This window comes from Rhodanobacter sp. DHG33, assembly GCF_014843005.1.
In the GTDB taxonomy this organism is placed as follows: Bacteria; Pseudomonadota; Gammaproteobacteria; order Xanthomonadales; family Rhodanobacteraceae; genus Rhodanobacter_A.
Genome location: NZ_JACYXM010000002.1, coordinates 616,124 through 635,253, shown reverse-complemented (window position 1 = coordinate 635,253; position 19,130 = coordinate 616,124). Strand labels below are relative to the sequence as shown.

Below are 19,130 nucleotides of genomic sequence, written 5' to 3'. Positions count from 1 at the left end.
TCCGCAAGGAGCGCTTCGTGCTTGCGTGCTGGCGTGTAACCAACCCAAACCAGTAGGGGGAACAATGGACACTGCAACTTTGATTTTGACGTTGCTGACAGCCTTCAATCTGTCAGTGATGGTGATGAAGGCCTATGGCGATAAATTTCCCCAGCCGACTACGCGCGCAAAGCATGCCGGCTGGCTCCAAGGCTGGCGAAACACGCAGAAGCCGCTGCAGCGCTACTGGATCCAGGTCGCGATCATGTTCGCGATCCTGCTGCTGTTCAACTTTGCGGGCCAGATGTTCGCGGGCTTTCTGGTGTTCGTCCGTTTGATCGTGTTCGTTCTTGGGTACAAGCGAGCCAAGTTGCAGATCGGCCAAGCGGCGGCGCCACAAACCCCTCTCGCGACGGACAGGCCGCAGGTTGCCCAAGCAGAAGTACTCCAGGGCTACATGACGGCCGTAGAGCAGCCACCCGCACCCCAAGCGACCACTTCCCAAACATTGTCTCCCCCAGCAGGGAAGCGCCCTGTGGGCAAGGGAGTTTGGGTGCTCTTGATCGTCATCGTGGCTGTTGCTGCGGTAGGTGGCTTTGGCTACCTATATAGTCGCCCGCACTCGCTCGATAACTACTTCGGAAGCGCGCCAGACAACAGTCCCGCGAGTAGCGGCACTGCTTCGGCACTTTCCAGCGTGCTGGGTGATTCGGGCGATGGGACAAGTAGCTCTGGATCCTCTGCGGCCAGTGCGCTGGCACCGCAGGCAGCTCAGGCCCAACAGCCGGTACAGGCTCCGAACCCCCAGGCGATGCAGCAAGCCGTTCAGCACGATATGGCAGTCCAAGCGCAGGGCAGCAGCTCGAAGGTGACGATGAACACCTATGGCAACGTGGTGGCTTCGTTCTATCCGGGTAAGTCACCGCTAGACGCTATCGATGACGCGCTGGTCTTGATCCACTCAGAGTTGACCGCCATGGACATGGCACCCTCGGGCTACCCCGAATATCAGGTTGAGTGCGAGCCCAACGGGCAGTGTGTCGGTGGCACGGGTACACCGATGGGGACGGTCGCCGATGTCGCCAAGGAGATGTTCCCAGTGAACCCGGCGGACCTGGGCCAAGGCGGCATCACTTGTGGTCAGTACATCTGCAATGACGGCAAGGGAAACGTCATCGGGCGCGCGCCGGCAGCCGCACAATAGGCGACAGGCTGCAATGTCGCGAGATTTTCGCCAGTGCTTAATCGAGGGAGGCACGCAGCTAGTAAAAACTCATGTGCTTTTTTGTCCAATCAAAGATAAATCCTGTCGACAGGCCGATTTGCACTGGTCGTTCATTGCACAACGGGCTTTGAACCTCGCGACTATAGGTTGATAACGAACTCCTGCTCGAACTGCGTCTCATTCAGCCGTTGAGGTTCGCCCACCGGCACGCCGCCTAGCGACAAAATTAATGCATAACCGGCCGCCCCAACCATCCCCTTCGCGGTAAGCGTTTTATCACCTCGTGCTTTACGCAGAGAGCAAAACTGCTTCACGGCAGCCGTAGCGATTCCACGACGATGGAACTTATCCTTAACCTGAATTGAGACACCTTGAACTGCGTGATAGACAATGATGCCTGCGAGTGACGTTCCCGTGTCATCGGTGTAATCAATGGCCAAGACATCGCTACCACTCGCCAGAAGCGCCCTTAACATCCCCGGGGGAAGGAGCGAGTGAGTGAGCTGATCAAGCTGGGTATAGTCGCGAAGAGAAACCGCAGTTGCCATGGTGAATTTCCTGATTCTCCAAGCTTGCTTTATCGCAATAAAGGGGGGGGCGCAATTCAGACAGAACTTTCAGCGATACGTCAGGAGCGTTGAATGACGCTGCTTTCAGTGCGACTTCCAATCCGACTCGGTCAAATTAAACATTGCAAAGATGTCTGTGATGAAGGCCCATGTAACTATGCAACAATTTCACCTGCCCACGCAGTAACACACTGACAACTTGCGCGATGCATGTGCTGGGGATGGGCCTCGGCAAAACGTCTTGCCCAGAGCTGGCGCAGCCTGTTGGGGACCGATCGCGGCAACGATTGAGTGACCAATTCCCTCACATATCGTGAGCTGAGTCCAGAATATCGGCCACGGTCCACCTCTTCGAGCAAATGGAGCAAAGCGGGGATTGCGACGTCAGGATTGGCGTCGCGAAAGCAACCGACCAGCGTGCGAAAGGTGGGCCAGCGATTCTCGTCAGGCAGGCGCGAGGCGGTGTGAAGCATGGATACTGGGAAGCTCACCCATCGCCAGCCCATCCGGATCATAGTGGCCAGCGCGACGGCGGCGCATGATGAGGTGATCCAGGCCCGTGATGCTGCATGTACCAGCAGGCGATGCGGGCTCGCTACGCGCGCATGAAAAATCCCGGTCGCCACCAGCCGTAACTGTGGCTCTTCGGTGAGGTAGATCCAACCACGTTCCCGGGCGAGCGCCATGCCACCCAATGTGGCGTGAGATAGCACGGCCGACAACTGCAACACTTCGGGTTCGCTAACCACCGGCGGGTCGAGAATTTCCACGTGCTCGGAGATCAGGCGCTGCACGCGTCGCCAGAATGCGCGCAGCTCACGGCGGTATGCAGCCGTCGGTGTGGCGATCGCCAAGTTGTCGTCATCGCCAAGGCCGACCTTGGCTGCGAGTCCAGGACGGTGCCGCTCGAAGGCGTACCACCAATCAATGAGCTGCTGCACCGCTTGGTGGGTCATGGCCGGCCTTTGAGGCATTCCGGCAATAACGGCATCGGCGCCGATTTCGACCAATAACAGAACCGCGATGGGATCGAGCACCAAGCGCGCTCCCATCGCTAACACGGCATCGTCGGCATCGATGTCTTGGGATGTTCCCGAGTGACCCGCCGGGCGCCAGGGATCGGAGCGGCGAAGCAGCATGCGCGGAGACGTTCGCAGGATGCCAGCCGTCAAGGCAATCGAAGATTGACCTTGCGTTGCGGTATGGAGGACGCGTTGAGTGTTCTGCTGGCTGGTTTTCAGTCGGGCGGTGAGACTGTCGACTTGTCCCGCGACATCGCCGTGCACCGCCTCGATGCCGGTGGCCTCGGACGGCAAGCGGTGCACCAGTTCCAGAGCTTGAACCACGCTCCAGCGATCTGCCTCGAACACGTCGATAATGGTTGCCGTGCACCCTGCAAACGGTGCCTCGCTGAGGGCGCATTCGTCACCGATGCGCGCACTCAGCAGTTCGCTGATCCATGGATATTGATCGGCGCGAAGCACCTCGACACCAGGCAGGATGAGGTCGCCGGCTTCGGTCAAGCACACGCGCTTGTCGAAGCGAACGTCGCCGTCAGACGTGATACGCAGGTGGACGACATGCCCGTAACCGACACGCGGAGGGCGCGATCGCCGGTGGATCATCCCTGTGTTGAAGACCGTGGCGGCCGTCTCCGCCGTAATGGGTACGCCGGAGGCCAGGAGTTGCTGATCGTTCCCGCGTACTCGCAGCCATGCGCGAGCCTGCAGCACGTGTGCGTAGTCGTCGGCACTCGTCGGCGCAATGACAAGTTCTCTCATCAGGCGGCGTGCGGCGCGACGTCGATTGACGATCACGGCCGCGTGCGCCCAACTGCGCAGGACAGCTCCCGCCCGCTGCCCGCGTTGGATCACACTCGTCAGTAGCTCGTAGGCCGCCGAGCGATCACCGGCCTGTTCCAGCGCTTGCGCGCACGCCAACGCAATCGCCGCGTCGTCCGGCCGCGAAGCGCTCAATTGGGCAATGAGGTCACGGGCTTCGGCGAAGCGATAGCTGCAGACGTACAGCCGCAAGAGCGTCCGTGCGGCCACAGCACTGACGATTTGACCGTTGGCGTCTTGCGCGTCGCTTTTGATAACCGGCAGCCAGACCATCGCGACATCGACGAGATCCGACCGCAGCAGATCGTCGGTGTAGATGAGCCGACGCACCATGTCGATATCGACGGTAATGACCAAACTCATGAGTGCGTCGTGCACGCGACGCCAAAGGGCTGCATCATCCTTCGGGGCGTGGCTGGCCAGCCAGCCCAACATCGGAACAGTGCGATTGCCTGCATCAAAGAGGGCGAGCATCGCACGCACATCATCGCCTGTTGCACGGTCGTCGTCAGCAGTACTCTGCAGTCGCAGACGTTCAATCATGCCGATCGCGCGGTCACTGTCGCTCAGATCTGGGTCGGCGAGCGCTTGCTCAATGAGCGCTTGCGCACGGGCAACCTCGCCCGCGAAACTGCACGCGCTGGCCAACACGAGCCGACTAACAGGCGTCACTGCCCAGCGAGTCGCCAACGCGTCATCGGGCAGTGGCACCCCGGGGTGAGCACACAGCAGGCAGCGTTGTAGCCAGAGGGTTTCATCTACGTAAGGCAGCGTAAGGACACGATCCCACTCTGCCGCCGCCCGCCCGTAGTCTTCCAGGACACGATAGGCGTGACCAAGGTTAATGCGGGGGGCAATTCGTAAGCTGATAGCCTCCAGCGCGTCCGCTTCACTGGCGAGCTCTTCCAACTGCACAGCCACCGCTCTCACCCGATCTTTGATCGCCTCACCATCCACCATCGCTGCTTGAATAAGCGCCCAAAGTTCCGCGCCCAACGCGTTCATATGCGCGCCGACTGGCCACATCGGTCGGTGCTGTTTGGCACGGACATACCAAGCCGTGGCGGCCGCCATGTCACCGAGTTGAAACGCGCTATCGGCTAAGGCCAATGCCACTGGCATGAGATCACCCAAGTGCGTGCGGGCAAACGTTTCGAGCGTGATGAAGTCCTCGCTGTGGCGAAAGGCGTGGACGCGTAGGTAGGTGGCCACTACTTCGGCCTGCGTCGCGCTTTGCATGAGGGACAGGGCCTGCGCAAGCAGCGAGTCGGCCGTCGTGGTGTCACCGTTCAACGCAGCGGCATGGGCACCATACGCAAGGATCGCGGCATGCGGGGTGGCTTCGCGTTGTTCGGCGCGGGCCATGTCGACCACGAGTGCTAAGTCACCGAGCGCAAAGTGGGCGCGCATCTCTAATCGGCGGCGGGTCGCGCGCTCGATGGCACCGGAATAGACCGCCAGGTCGTCGAGCGCCCGCTGAGGGCGACCGGCGTCGATCCAATCGTCAATCGTTTTCAGACGCGGGTCGGGAAGCGTCGCCATTTCCGGCGACATGATCGCGACCGTCTGGCGAAGTTGGTCACCGAAGGCCTGCATGAACGCGAAGACGTCATCCGCCCCCATCGTGCGGCGGAACAAGTCCGCCTTGGCGCGGGGGAGCCGTTCGGTCTGCTCGGCGAGGTCTTCCAGCGACAGCAATTCAACGGTCGGTGCATCATGCATCGTGGCCATCCGCGCGTGTCCCTGCAGGCGTGGATGGCGCGAATTGAGCGAGCACACGATGTAGCGCTGTAGAGCCGGTACGAAATCGTGAGCGTCCGCAATCTCCTTGGCCAGCGCCGTTGTTGTCAGCTTTTTCTTGACATAGGCCTTGGCCTGCACGCCAAGCATGCCGCCGCCTTGCAGGCGCCCGTACAAGTCCACCCCTTGCTGCGCGTGCCCGCTTCCGCCGTGTCGCTGAGGCGGCACGGGAAGGTCGTATGCTTCCTGGATGAAGACACACAGCCAGTCTTCAAAGGCGGTTTCGTCGAGCTCTTTCAGCAACGTCGCGCATCGAGTGGTTGTCATCGTAACGGCGCCGTTTAGCCGTCTATTCCCTTGGAAGCGTGTTTTTTACGTAGTCGTGCCATCGCGCAACGTACGGCCATGGATTGTTCGGTGTAATGGATCACTTGACGTTGGCCTTTCCAGCCGCCGGCATGTTGAATTTCAAGAACCATCGCGCCGCCGCGCGCCAGATCGTTGGCGGACCCTATGTGCATAGAGTGCCCGGAACGTGCAATTAAACAAGGAGGCGCCGCCGAGTGGCTCCCTTGAAAATTCTTGGGGCCGATTCGTGCTCTATGCGACTGAGGATCTAGTTGAAAGAAGCGCAACGACCAGTAGACACAAACAAAAACGACTGGCACACCAGATGGCACACCAGCCGCCCTTTCTTGAAGAAAAGTTATTCAAATCCAATAACTTAAACCATTTCGTTGGCGGAGAGAGTGGGATTCGAACCCACGGAAGGTTTGACCCTTCGCCGGTTTTCAAGACCGGTGCCTTAAACCGCTCGGCCATCTCTCCGTGTGTGTTTCCGCTGGCTGACCACTGTCTTGCAGCCAGCGCGCATCCTATCAGGTCTGGCCCGTTCCCTGCCCCGCGCGGCCCTTGCGCGACAGTGCGACCAGCGCCCAGATCGTGATGGCAACCGGGATCAGCGCACCCAGCAGCGGCAACAGCACAGCGGGGTGGCGCACGCATAGCGGCACCAGTTGGGTAGCTGTGGCGTAAGCCACGATGGCTATGCGCAGGCTGCGGCGACGGCGGGCGATCCAGGGGCTGGCGAGGATCAGCAGCAGCGCGATGCTGCCCAAAACGAGATCGAGCGCGGGTACCGACCAGACGCTGGCGAAACCGAGGCGGGTAAGGATCACCGAACCGAGCACCGCGAGCAGGAAATAGCTGCTCCAGTACTCGACCTTGTCCCAGCCGTGCCCGGCAGGCACGTTCACGCAATGCGCTCCTGCCCGCCCATGTACGGGCGCAGCGCTTCGGGCACGGTGATCGAACCATCGGCGTTCTGGAAGTTTTCCATCACCGCCACCAGGGTGCGGCCCACGGCGAGGCCGGAACCGTTGAGGGTGTTCACCAGTTCGGGCTTGCCGGTTTCCGGGTTGCGCCAGCGCGCCTGCATGCGCCGGGCCTGGAAATCGCCGCAGTTGGAGCAGGAGGAAATCTCGCGATAGGTGTTCTGGCTGGGCAGCCAAACTTCGAGATCGTAGGTCTTGATCGCGGCAAAGCCCATGTCTCCGGTGCACAGCAGCACCTTGCGGTACGGCAAGCCGAGCAGCTGCAGCACCTTCTCGGCGTGGCCGACCATTTCCTCGAGTTGCGCATGCGATTGCCCGGGCGCGGCGATCTGCACCATCTCCACCTTTTCGAACTGGTGTTGGCGGATCATGCCGCGGGTGTCGCGGCCGTAGCTGCCGGCCTCGGCGCGGAAGCACATGGAGTGCGCGGCGAGCCGCATTGGCAGCGCGTCGGCCTCGACGATGCTGTCGGCGACGAGGTTGGTGAGTGCCACCTCGGCAGTGGGAATCAGGTAGCGCTTGCTGTCGCCTACCTGGGTGGCGAACAGGTCTTCCTCGAACTTCGGCAACTGGCTGGTGCCCTGCATGGTCTCCGCGTTGACGATCAACGGCACGTTGCACTCGAGGTAGCCGTGCTCGCCGGTGTGCAGGTTGATCATGAACTGCGCCAGCGCGCGGTGCAGCCGCGCCAGCTGGCCACGCAGCACGGTGAAGCGTGCGCCGGAGAGCTTGGCGCCGGCGTCGGCATCGAGCCAGCCGTGGCGGGCACCGAGGTCGACGTGGTCCTTCACCTCGAAGTCGAACGCGCGCGGCGTGCCCCAGCGCAGCTGCTCGGCGTTCTCGGTCTCATCCTTGCCCAGCGGCACGGACTCGTGCGGGATGTTGGGGATGCCCAGCGCGATGTCGGCGAGTTTGGCCTGCACGTCGGCCAGCGCGGCCTCGTTGGCCTTGAGCTTGTCGCCGATGCCGGCGACCTCGGCCATCAGCGGTGCGGTGTCCTCGCCCTTGGCCTTGGCTTGGCCGATCGCCTTGGAGCGCGTGTTGCGCAGGTTCTGCAGCTCCTGCGTTTCGGTGGCGAGGCGCTTGCGCTCGGTCTCCAGCGACTCCACGGCGGACACGTCGAGCTCGAAGCCGCGGGTTTCCTTGAGGCGCGCCGCGGTTTCGGCGAGACGCGAACGCAGCAGGGCGGGGTCGAGCATGGGTGGATCCATCGAGGGTATGAACGGCCGATTATCGCCGCTCGTCCGCGACAGCCGCAACGCGGCGCGATGCGCCGCATGCCCAGGCTCAAGCTGACGCCTTGCGCTCCTGCCGGCCCAGCCACCATGCCATCGCTGCGCCGGCGAGCAGCCAGCCGAGCAGTTGTTCGACCAGTGCCGCCAAGGTGAAGCTGGCCGGGAAGCGGTACCAGTTCCAGTACGGCACCATCGCGCTGAACCAGGCGAACAACGCGGCGGCAACGGCGATACCCATGCGTCGGCGGAAGCCGAACGCCGCCAGGCCCATCACGAAGGCCAGGGCCAGCGAGGCCAGCGTGTCCGAGGCCCACTGGCGCGGCAATTGCCGGCTCATGTCGGTGGTGTCCTCACCCTGCGGCATATAGACCACCCACGCATACGGCGCCTGCACGGCCTTCTGCTGGTAGGCCTTCTTCGCTGCCGGGTCGTTGAATTGGTTGGGGTCCAGCCAGGGCAGGATGTAGACGCCGGGGCATCGCCCAGGCCCTGATGCAGGCTGCTGAGCACGGCATCCTCATGGACCGGTGCATGCAGACCGGGATTGCCCAGGCCCAGCGCCATGTGCGCCACCGCCCCCCACAAGAACATCACGATGCCACCGATGATGGCTGTCACCAGTACGCGCATGTCTCGCCCTCCCCTGTTGACAGGCGCGAATCTCGCAGTTCGCGCCATGCCCCGCAAGCGGCGCTGCAGCAGCGCGGATCAGCCGCCGCGGGCCTTGCGGCGGGCTTCGCGCAACGCCAGCAGTTTGTCGCGCAATTGCAGCTCCAGCCCGCGCTCCACCGGTTCGTAGAACACGGTGCCTTCGAGTTCGTCCGGCAGGCATTGCTGGTCCAGTGCGATGCCGCCTTCGGCGTCGTGGTCGTACTGGTAGCCCTTGCCGTAGCCCAGGCCCTTCATCAGCTTGGTGGGCGCGTTGCGCAGGTGCATAGGCACGTCCAGCGTGCCTGTCTCGCGCACCGCGGCACGGGCGGCGTTGAAGGCCTGGTAGGCGGCGTTGCTCTTAGGCGCCACCGCCAGCCAGATCGCCAGCTGGGCCAGGCCCAGCTCGCCCTCGGGGCTGCCGAGACGCTCGAAGGTGTCCCAGGCATCCAGCGCCATGCGCCAGGCGCGCGGCTCGGCCAGGCCCACGTCCTCCACCGCCATGCGTGTCATGCGACGCGCGAGGTAGCGCGGATCGCAGCCGCCGTCGAGCATGCGCGTCAGCCAATACACGGCGGCGTCGGGGTCGGAGGAGCGCACGGATTTGTGCAGCGCCGAGATCTGGTCGTAGAACTGCTCGCCCTGCTTGTCGAAGCGGCGCGTGCGATCGGCCAGCACCTGTTCCAGCGTGGGCTGGTCGATGCGATGGTCTTCGGCCAGCTCGGCGGCGATCTCCAGCAGGGTGAGCGCACGGCGCACGTCGCCGTCGGCGGCCTGGGCGATCAACTGCAGCGAGGCATCATCCACCTGCAGCTGCTGCGCGCCGAGGCCACGCTCCGTGTCCGCCAGCGCCCGCCTGAGCGCGGCCACGATGTCGTCCGCCGACACCGCCTCCAGCACGTGCACGCGGCAGCGCGAGAGCAGCGCGGAGTTCAGTTCGAACGAGGGGTTCTCGGTGGTGGCGCCCACGAACAGGATCACGCCGCGCTCGATATGCGGCAGGAAGGCATCCTGCTGGGCCTTGTTGAAGCGGTGCACCTCGTCCACGAACAGCACGGTGCGCCGCCCCTGGGCGAAATTCCCCTCCGCCTCGGCCAGCGCCTTGCGCACCTCGGGCAGGCCGGAGAGCACGGCCGAGATCGCCTTGAAGTCGGCATCGGCGTACTGCGCAACCAGCAGCGCCAGTGTGGTCTTGCCGCAGCCGGGCGGCCCCCACAGCACCATGGAATGCAGCCGGCCCGCCTCCAGGGCACGGCGCAGGGCACGGTCCGGCGCCACCAGACGGCGCTGGCCGACGATTTCGTCCAAGTTGCGCGGGCGCATGCGCTCGGCCAACGGCTTGAGCGCTTCGGGTTCGCCGAACAGGGAGTCCGTCGGCTGGAAGGGATGGTGGGGCATGCCTGCCATGATAACGGCGACCTTGCGCAGCTATGATATTCGGGGGAGCAGCGCATCTGACACGGAGCCGCGCATGTCCGGGGGAAGCCAAAATCATCCTGATCCGCACCGCCATCGCCGAAAGCGAGGCGGCCTGCTGCGCGCGTGCGCAAGCCTGCTGATCGCGCTGACGCTGGGATGGCTATCGCTGCCGGTTCTGCACGCTGCCAGCGCCCCCGATCCCTGGCGCCCGCTGGAACGGCGATGGTTCGACACCCTGGGGATGAACGAGGGCCTGCCACAATCCATCGCCACGGCGCTGGCGATGGATCGCGGCGGCATGCTCTGGATCGGCACCATGGGTGGCCTGGTGCGTTACGACGGCTACCGCGTGCAGGTCTTCGAACTCGCCGATGCCTCGGCCGCCGGCCTGCCCGATACCTACGTGCGCAGCCTGCTCGCGTTGCCGGACGGAGGGTTGCTGGTAGGCACCAACGATGGCGGGCTTGCGCGTTTCGATGCGCAGAGCGGACGCTTCCGCAGCTACCCGACAGGCCCGGGCGGCACCAGCGACCGCAAGATCTACGCCCTGTCGCCGGACGGCGGACACGGCATTTGGATCGCCACCGACCACGGGCTGGATCGCCTGGACCTGGACAGCGACCGCATTGACGCGATAACCACGGGGTCGCAGGCCAGCCCGCGCAATTTCAGCGTGTACCAGGATCGTGTCGGCAACCTGTGGCTGGGCAACAGCGACGGCCTGTTCGTCCGCTACGCGGGAAGCCGGGACTTCGTGCGACCGGATCACCCTGCGGGAGTGATCGACCAGGTGCTGCGCGACGGCATATGGGCCGTGCGCGAGGACGCCGAAGGGCGGCTCTGGGTGGGCAGCGGTCAGATGGGCGCGGTCTACCGCGGCACCGACGGCCAATGGCATGCGGTCCCCGGGTTCAGCGGCCGTGCCGGCATGGCGCGGCAGGCCACCGTGCGCGACCTGCTCGAGGTGAGCCCGAACCGGATGTGGATCGCCACCGACGGCAACGGCATTATCGCCTGGTCGCCCGGGGATGCCGCCACGCACATCATCGGCCACGACACTTCGCTGCCCTCCTCGCTGCCCGGCGATACCGTGCGCGCACTGCTGGGGCACGACGGCAACGTCTGGGCCGCCACCGATCTCGGCGTGGCGCGCAGCAATGCGACCGGCAACGTCGCCTTTTCCATGCTGCCCGCGGCCGATCCCGCACGCGCGCTGGGCAATCCCAATGTGCGCAGCATCCACGTCGACGCGGGCGGCAGGATCTGGCTGGGCATGGCGGCAGGCTGGATCGACGTCATCGACCCGGTCACCGCCACCGTGCGCCACCTGCAATTGACCGGCAAGCAGCTACGGCGCGATGTGCAGAGCCTGGCCGAGGCGCCGGACGGCTCGATATGGGTTGGCACCCAGGGGCTGGCGCGGATCGATCCGGACACGCTGAGCGTGCGCGACATGCTGCTACCCGAGCTGAGCGACAGCCCGGTACTGAGCCTGCTGCGCCAGGGTCCGTACATGCTGATCGGCACCTACAACGGTACCTACCGCTACGACACCCGCAACGGCCAGCTGATCCACTACCACCACGTTGCCGGCCAGACCGACAGTCTTGCCGGCGACACCGTGCGTCAGATCGTACGTGTCGGCACGTCGATCTGGTACGCCACCAGCAACGGCATCAGCATCGCGCACGACCCGCTGCAGACCACGGGCTTCGTGAACCTGACGCAGCGCGCAGGCGACACGACAAGTCTGCCGCAGAACCTGGTGGATTCCATCGCCGTCGATTTGCACGGCCGCGTATGGGTGGGCACGCTGGGAGGCCTCGCCATGCTGCCCCACGGCGATGCCCCGCCCTACCGTTTCCGGCAATTCGGCACGGATGGCGGACTGTCCAGCAACAAGATCAGCGCCGTGCTGCCCGACAACGACGGCAATCTGTGGGTAAGCACCAGCAACGGCATCTTCGTGGTCGACGGCAACGACCTGCACATCCGCAACCTCGGCGTACGCGACGGCCAGCGCATCTCCAGCTACGTCTACGCCGCCGCGGCGCGCATGCCCGACGATACGTTGCTGTTCGGAGGCCTCGGCGGCCTTACCGTGATCCGGCCGTCATGGCACGCGCCCGACGCGCCGCCGGCGCCGCTACGCATCACCAACGCGCTGGTGAACGGGCGCCCGCTGCCGTTCGGCCAACTGCCCGGGGAGCATGGCTCGCTGGCACTGGCAGCGCACGAACGCAGCCTGCGCGTGGACTTTGCCCTGCTCGATTACCAGGCGCCGCAGGAAACCACCTACAGCTACCGCATGGAAGGTTTCGACGACGACTGGATCGAGGTACCCAAGGGCAGCGCGCCCAGCGCGATCTACACCAACCTGCCCCATGGCGATTACGTGCTGCACCTACGCGCCGTGCCGCGCGGCCTGCATTCGCGCACGATCGAAAGCACGCTGGCCATCAGCGTGGCGCCCCTCTGGTACGAGACCGTCTGGGTGCGCCTGCTCGCCATCGTGCTGCTGCTGGCACTGATCGTCCTGCTGGTGCAGCTGCGCACCGTCTACCTTCGCCATCGGGCCGCGCAACTGCAGGCGCAGATCGACGCGCACACCCGCGAGCTGCGCGCCGCCAACCAGCGCCTCGATTTGCTGGCCGGTACCGACGAGCTCACCGGCGTCTGCAACCGCCGCCGTTTCCTCGAACTGGCCGAAGGCGTGCGGCGCAACGCGGGCGCCCTGCCGGCCTGCATCGCCCTGCTGGACCTGGATCGCTTCAAGCAGGTCAACGACCAGCATGGCCACCTCGCCGGCGATGCCGTGCTGCGCTCGGCCGCCGGCGTCATCTGTCAGCAGCTGCGCTCCGGCGACCTGGTCGGCCGCTACGGCGGCGAGGAACTCGTGCTCTGCCTGCCGAACAATGCCGGCGCGCAGGCGATGACGATCACCGAACGCATCCGCACGTCGCTGGGCAACACGCGGGTTCGCCATGAGGGGCGCACCATCACCATCACCGTGAGCATCGGCATCGCCGAATTGAAGCCCGACGAAAACATGACCTCGTGGCTGTCACGCGCCGATACCGCGCTCTACGAATCCAAGCACAACGGCCGCAACCGCTGCACACTGGCCGGCTGAAGCCGATTCGAGATTCCAAGCGGCCCGCGGAGGCCGCACCTTATCCGCCGCCAGTGTCCGGTGTGGCAGACGCGAAATATCGATACACGGCATAGATCAAGCCGCAGACGCCCGTCAGTGTTGCCGGAACCAGCAGGCTGTGGTCCTGCATGCGCCCGAACAGTACCGCGCCGATGGCGCTTCCCAGCATGAAGCATGCGGCCACCAGCACACAGACGCGCAGGCGCAGCATGTCCACCGGCAATCCGCGCAGCAGGTGGCCGAGATAGATGCCCAGATCGGTGAAGATGCCAGTGACATGCGTGGTACGGATCAGCATGCCGCTGTACGCGCTCACCATACCGTTCTGCAAACCCACGGCTGCCGAGGCGAGATAGAGTCCCAGCGAATCGGCTGCATCGAGCAGCGGCACCGCAGCAAACAGCAGTGCGGACTCCAGCAGCAGGGCGATGCCGTAACGGCGTCCCAGCTGCAACGTGCTCTGCTGCACGATCATGCCGCTCAACATCGCACCCAGCACAAAGGCCGCGATGGTCAGCGCCCAATGCAGCGCCTCGCCGGCGTCGCCCCTGCCGAGCGCGATACCCAGCAGACTGGTGTTGCCAGTCATATTGCTGATCGACTGGTGGCGAAAGCCCAGGTAGCCGGCCGCATTGACCAGCCCTGCGATCAGCGCCAGCACGCCCGCCCCAAACCAGGCCCAGCGCGGCAATTGGCGCAGCACCGGCATCGGAGCCTCCTAATTCTGCAGCGGCTGCACCTGCAACACGGGGGCGTCGCCGATCACGTCGGCACCCTTGGGCGGCACAAAGGTGAACACCGAAGCCGGGATGTCCGCGTTGCGCTTCCAGTCCGAGAAGCGGATGTCGGTGGTGGAGCCGAGCTGGTCCTTGAAGGTCATCCGCGCCAGGCCGTTCGCGTCGAAACCGAGGTCGGCGTAGGCGAACTGCGGGTCCTTGGCGGTGGAGGTGAGGCGCAGCCAGGCCAGGCCGTCGTGCTCGCCCTGCTCGGCGACCTTGAACTCCTTGTCCATCTGCTTGAGGTCGGTGAGCACGGTGAGCGGGCTGTGCGCCTCCTCGCTGGACTGGATGCGCACGGTCACCTGCTCCAGCTCGGGGTCGTACATCCACACGCGGCTGCCGTCCGCCACGATGGTCTGCTTGTAGGGCGCGGTGGTTTCCCAGCGGAACTGCCGCGGCGCCTCCAGCGCCAGCGTGCCGCTGCTGGCCTTGCCGGCGTTGCCGTTGGGGTCGTCCAGGGTCTGCGTGAAGCTGCCGGTGAGCGAATGCAGGCCGGTGGCGAACGCGTCCAGCCGCGCGCGGGCCGCGCCGGTGGCGGCCTGGGCCGTACCGACCAGCAGCGACAGCAGCGCGATGGCGGCGAGGGTGAGACGTTTCATGTGGTGATCCATGCGCGGGGCGATGGCGCATTGTAAGCGGCAAGGCTTAACCGCGGACGCCACACGGGGGCGCCCTCTTCCGTCGCCGTTCCGGTGCAAGCCGAAAGGGGCCGCCTCACTCCGCGTGGTCGAACTCCGGCATCGCCTCGAACGACTGGCCGCCCTGCCACTTGTCGGCGCCGGGCCGCTGGTACACGACCTTGCCGCCGATGATCGTGTACAGCACGCGCGTGCGCAGGATGTCCGCCGCGGGAACAGTCAGCAGGTCGCCCGAGAACACGGTGATGTCGGCCAGCTTCCCGGGTGAGAGCGAACCGAGCTGGTTTTCCTGGTAGATGGCGTAGGCGTTGTTCCAGGTGTACGACTGCAATTCCTGTAGGCGCGTCTTGGCCTGGCCGGGAAACAATGTCTTGCGGCCGTGATCGTAGGCGCGGGTGACGCCGCAATAGAAATTCGGGATCGGGTTGGTGTCCTCGACCGGCGTGTCGGTGCCGTCGAGCACGATGGCGCCGCTGTCGATGAGCTTCTTCCAAACGTAGGCGCCCTCTTCCGCCCGCTTCTCACCGATGCGCGACACCACCATCGGCGCGTCCGAGCACATGTGGATGGACTGCATCGACGCGATGACGCCGAGCTCGGCGAAACGGGGAATGTCGGAAGGCGCCAGATGCTGGGCGTGTTCGATGCGCCAGCGCAGCGCACGGGCCGCCGGATCCTCGGTGAAGATCTGCTGGTACATGTCCAGCAGCTCGCGGTTGGCACGGTCGCCGATCGCATGGATCGCCACCTGGAAACCGTCGCGCGCCGCGATCCTCGCGATCTGGTTCAGGTCGCTCATCTTGGTGACATTGAGGCCGGTGAGCGTGGGGGCGTCGCTGTACGGCTCGAGGAACCACGCGCTGTGCGTGCCCAGCGCGCCGTCGGAAACGTCTTCGCCGATGCCGCGCACGGTGAAATGGTCGTCGGCATAGCCGATGGTGCGGTGTTCGGCGAGATGCTGGTCGAGTTCGGCCGGCGAGGTTTCGTCGATGTAGACGTACAGGCGCAGCGGCAGCCCCTTGCCGGCCTGCTGCTTCAGCCAGTCGACCATCGCGAAGCTCTCGCCCTGGTCGACGATGGTGGTGATGCCCTTGCTGATCTCGTTCTGCACCGACAACTGCAGCGCGCGCTCGCGGTGTGCCGCCTGCTCGGCGGGCGGCAGCGTCTTCAGGTAGCGATCGTAGGCCGCGAACACCGCATTGGCCGCATTGTCGCGCAGCATGCCGGTGGCATGGCCCTGCGCATCGCGCAGGATGAGGCCGCCGGCAGGATCGGGCGTCTTGTCGCCGATGCCGGCGAGCTTGAGCGCCAGCGCATTGGCGATGATGCCGTGCCCGCTGGCGTGGTTGAGCAGCACCGGGTTGTTCGGCGAAACGGCATCCAGCGCCGCCGGCAGCGGCAGGCCGTCCACGTTCGGCTGCGGCACCTTGTTCCACTTCGCCTGCTGCCAGCCCTGGCCGACGATCCACTCGCCGGGCTTGGCCTTGGCGACCGCCGCCTTCACCACCGCGACGACCTCGTCCCAGTTCGCGGCCTTGCCCACGTCGACCTGCATCAGGGATTCACCGGTATCCATCAGGTGGCCGTGGTCCTCGATGAAACCGGGCGTCACGAACGCGCCGTGCAGGTCGAGCACCTTCGTCTGCTTGCCGACGTAGTGCCTGATCGCCCCGTCGCTGCCGAGCGCCAGGATCTTCTTGTCGCGGATGGCGAGCGCCTGTGCCTTGGGTACCAGCGGATCGAGCGTCGCGATGTTCGCATCGAGCAGCACGAGGTCAGCCGCTTGAACCTGCGGAGGGAAGCCTTTGATCTGCGCACTGTCGGCATGCACAGCAACCGATACGGCAAGGGCGAGAAGACCCGGGATCAGCACACGAGACGACTTCATCGAACTCCCCTTCAATGCGTGCAAACGTTGAGAGTATGCGTTGGCTGCGATCCGTCACCAATGAAAAGAGCGGCACATGGCATAACCCGGCGTTGTGGATCGCGTGTTCCTAGGGATCAGACCGCTCCCCCAGGCGCCTCCCGCGCCCAGGAAGAGGCATGTCGATCACCCCTTCGGTGGCGGCGGTGCCAGCACTTCGCGATTGCCGTTGTGCTGCGGCGCACTCACCACGCCGTCCTGCTCCATCTGCTCGATCAGGCGCGCGGCGCGGTTGTAGCCGATGCGCAGGTGACGCTGCACGCCGGAGATCGAGGCGCGGCGGGTCTGGGTGACGATGGCCACGGCCTTGTCGTAGAGCTGGGCGTCGGCATCGCCGCCCTCTTCGCCTTCCTGCGGCAGGCCGGAGTCGTTGATGAACTTGCCGTCGGAAGTAGCCTGCACCTCTTCCAGCACGCCCTCGATGTACTGCGGCGCACCCTGCGCCCGCAGCCAGTTCACCACGTTGTGCACCTCGTGGTCGTCCACGAAGGCGCCGTGCACGCGTTCGGGCATGGCGGTGCCAGGCGGCAGGTAGAGCATGTCGCCGTGGCCGAGCAGCGCTTCTGCCCCGGACTGATCAAGAATCGTGCGCGAGTCGATCTTGCTCGACACCTGGAACGCGATGCGGGTGGGGATGTTGGCCTTGATCAGGCCGGTGATCACGTCCACCGACGGGCGCTGCGTGGCCAGCACCAGGTGCACGCCGGCGGCGCGCGCCTTCTGTGCCAGGCGTGCGATCAGTTCTTCCACCTTCTTGCCGACGATCATCATCATGTCGGCGAATTCGTCGATGATGATGACGATGTAGGGCAACGGCTCCAGCGGCTCGGCGGCCAGGTTCGGCATTTCGGGATTCGGACGGAACAGCGGGTCCAGCAGTGGCTGACCCGCGTTCTCGGCGTCCTTCACCTTCTTGTTGAAGCCGCTGAGGTTGCGCACGCCCACCGCGGCCATCAGCTTGTAGCGACGCTCCATCTCGGCCACGCACCAGCGCAGCGCGTTGGCGGCCTCCTTCATGTCCGTCACGACCGGCGCCAGCAGGTGCGGGATGCCCTCGTACACCGAGAGCTCCAGCATCTTCGGGTCGATCATGATCATGCGGACGTCTTTGGCGCTGGCCTTGTACAGCAGGCTCAGCACCATCGCGTTCACCGCCACCGACTTGCCCGAACCGGTGGTGCCAGCCACCAGCAGGTGCGGCATCTTGGCGAGGTCAGCCACCACCGCGCGTCCACCGATGTCCTTGCCCAGCGCCAGCGCCAGCGGCGACTTGGTCTGGTCGTACTTGTCCGAGCGCAGGATCTCCGAGAGGTAGACGATCTGCTTCTTGGTGTTGGGGATCTCCAGGCCGATCACGTTCTTGCCGGGGATCACATCCACCACGCGCACGCTCACCACCGACAGGCCGCGCGCGATGTCCTTGTCCAGGCTGGACACCTGCGAGCCGCGGATGCCGGGCGCCGGCTCCAGCTCGAAACGGGTGATCACCGGCCCGGGGTACACGCCCACCACCTTGGCCTCGATGCGGAAATCCTTGAGCTTCAGCTCGACCTGCCGCGACAGCACTTCCAGCGTTTCTTCGGAATATCCCGGCCCCTGCTCCGGCGCCTCGTCCAGCAGCGACAGCGGCGGCAGCTCGCCCGGCTGCGAGGCGCCGGTGAACAGCGGAATCTGCGTTTCCAGCTTGGCGCGCTCGCTCTTGGCCACCGGCGCCGGCGGCGTTTCGATGCGCACCGGCTCGCGCTTGGCCTGCTTGACGGCCTCGGCCTTCTTCACCACGTCGCGCTCGGCGCGCGCCTGCTGCGCCTTGATCACCTCGGGCGCTTCGCGCAGCTTGCCGCGCAGCCATTCGACTGCGCGCAGCGTAGCCTGCCCGGTCCAGTCCATCACCTTGAACCAGGACAGCCCGGTAGCCAGCGTCACCGCGACGAGGAACAGCGCCAGCAACAGCAGCGGCGCGCCCTTGTTGCCGAACGCGGCCAGCAGGCCACGTCCCACCGCGCGGCCGATCACGCCACCGGCACCTTCCGGCGCCATCGCGCTGTCCGGGAAATTGAGCCAGCAGAGCCCAGGCGCGGTGATGAAGAAGAACACCGCCCCCACGAGCCGCAGCGAGGACTCCCAGGGATGCACCGGCATGACGCCGCGCTGGCGCAGCACTCTTACGCCCAACAGCAGCAGCAGCAGCGGGAAGAAATAAGCGATGCCGCCAAACAGGTAACGCAGCACATCGGCCACATAGGCCCCCACCGTGCCGCCGAGGTTGTGCACATGCTCGAACGTACCGACGTGCGACCAGCTCGGGTCCTGCGCGTCATAGCTGAACAGGCACACCAGCAGGTACAGGGCCAGCGGCAGCAGCACCAGGGCTCCCGCCTCGCGCAGGCGGCGCTTGGCCTCGTCGCTCAGGCCGACCGGTTCCTTCTTCTGTTTGACGTTTGCGCTTGGCGCCACCGGGACGTGCTTCCTTTTCGACAGTCCCGGCAAGTCTACAGTGGCCGCGAAAGCTTCCATAGCCGCCGCCTCTGCCCTTGAATCGGCGGCCTGCCTTCCCCATCCTTGCGAATCGGCATCCTTGCAGGATGCAACCTTTGCGGCCCGCACGGCGAATAGCCAGGCAGGCCACCGATCACCCTGAGGAA

12 protein-coding genes and 1 tRNA gene are annotated in these 19,130 nt (G+C 65.0%); 2 read left to right on the top strand and 11 right to left on the bottom strand.

Annotated elements, in window-relative coordinates:
* Positions 1 to 64 precede the first annotated feature (64 nt).
* Entirely contained in the window at positions 65 to 1,183 is a 1,119-nt protein-coding gene (locus IHE46_RS05830) for a hypothetical protein (RefSeq protein ID WP_192163655.1), read from the top strand.
* Between the two features lie 161 nt (positions 1,184 to 1,344).
* Here IHE46_RS05830 and IHE46_RS05825 read toward each other — a convergent pair whose 3' ends face one another.
* The 7 genes from IHE46_RS05825 to IHE46_RS05795 form a co-directional block, all read right to left on the bottom strand.
* Positions 1,345 to 1,752, bottom strand: a complete 408-nt coding sequence (locus IHE46_RS05825) for a hypothetical protein (protein WP_192163654.1) — start codon at positions 1,750 to 1,752, stop codon at positions 1,345 to 1,347.
* A 176-nt stretch (positions 1,753 to 1,928) separates the two neighbouring features.
* On the bottom strand, positions 1,929 to 5,681 hold the full coding sequence (locus tag IHE46_RS05820) for a hypothetical protein (protein WP_192163653.1): 3,753 nt from the start codon (positions 5,679 to 5,681) through the stop codon (positions 1,929 to 1,931).
* 411 nt (positions 5,682 to 6,092) lie between these two features.
* A tRNA-Ser gene (locus IHE46_RS05815) sits at positions 6,093 to 6,182 on the bottom strand.
* A gap of 50 nt (positions 6,183 to 6,232) precedes the next feature.
* Positions 6,233 to 6,610 carry an LrgA gene (locus IHE46_RS05810; RefSeq protein WP_192163652.1) on the bottom strand — a complete coding sequence of 126 codons (378 nt, stop codon included), beginning with the start codon at positions 6,608 to 6,610 and terminating at the stop codon, positions 6,233 to 6,235.
* A complete protein-coding gene (serS, locus tag IHE46_RS05805) occupies positions 6,607 to 7,887 on the bottom strand; it encodes a serine--tRNA ligase (RefSeq protein WP_192163651.1) in 1,281 nt (426 codons plus the stop codon). Before serS ends, IHE46_RS05810 begins: the two co-directional genes overlap by 4 nt.
* Before the next feature lie 88 nt (positions 7,888 to 7,975).
* Complete coding sequence (locus tag IHE46_RS16955) at positions 7,976 to 8,317, bottom strand: hypothetical protein (protein ID WP_225562805.1); 342 nt, start codon at positions 8,315 to 8,317, stop codon at positions 7,976 to 7,978.
* Positions 8,318 to 8,631: 314 nt separating this feature from the next.
* Entirely contained in the window at positions 8,632 to 9,969 is a 1,338-nt protein-coding gene (locus tag IHE46_RS05795) for a replication-associated recombination protein A (protein WP_192163650.1), read from the bottom strand.
* 73 nt (positions 9,970 to 10,042) lie between these two features.
* Here IHE46_RS05795 and IHE46_RS05790 point away from each other — a divergent pair, with 73 nt between their 5' ends.
* The gene (locus tag IHE46_RS05790; protein WP_192163649.1) at positions 10,043 to 13,123 is read left to right on the top strand and encodes a ligand-binding sensor domain-containing diguanylate cyclase; all 3,081 of its coding nucleotides are present in this window, start codon (positions 10,043 to 10,045) and stop codon (positions 13,121 to 13,123) included.
* Between the two features lie 40 nt (positions 13,124 to 13,163).
* Here IHE46_RS05790 and IHE46_RS05785 read toward each other — a convergent pair whose 3' ends face one another.
* The 4 genes from IHE46_RS05785 to IHE46_RS05770 all read right to left on the bottom strand — a co-directional run bounded on the left by IHE46_RS05785 (position 13,164) and on the right by IHE46_RS05770 (position 18,942).
* Positions 13,164 to 13,853 carry a YoaK family protein gene (locus tag IHE46_RS05785; RefSeq protein ID WP_192163648.1) on the bottom strand — a complete coding sequence of 230 codons (690 nt, stop codon included), beginning with the start codon at positions 13,851 to 13,853 and terminating at the stop codon, positions 13,164 to 13,166.
* Positions 13,854 to 13,862: 9 nt separating this feature from the next.
* The gene (gene lolA, locus IHE46_RS05780) at positions 13,863 to 14,522 is read right to left on the bottom strand and encodes an outer membrane lipoprotein chaperone LolA (protein ID WP_192163647.1); all 660 of its coding nucleotides are present in this window, start codon (positions 14,520 to 14,522) and stop codon (positions 13,863 to 13,865) included.
* 115 nt (positions 14,523 to 14,637) lie between these two features.
* Positions 14,638 to 16,449: an amidohydrolase gene (locus IHE46_RS05775; RefSeq protein ID WP_192163646.1), complete on the bottom strand. Its 1,812-nt coding sequence runs from the start codon at positions 16,447 to 16,449 to the stop codon at positions 14,638 to 14,640.
* Between the two features lie 165 nt (positions 16,450 to 16,614).
* Complete coding sequence (locus IHE46_RS05770) at positions 16,615 to 18,942, bottom strand: DNA translocase FtsK 4TM domain-containing protein (protein WP_343229992.1); 2,328 nt, start codon at positions 18,940 to 18,942, stop codon at positions 16,615 to 16,617.
* Between the last annotated feature and the right edge of the window lie 188 nt (positions 18,943 to 19,130).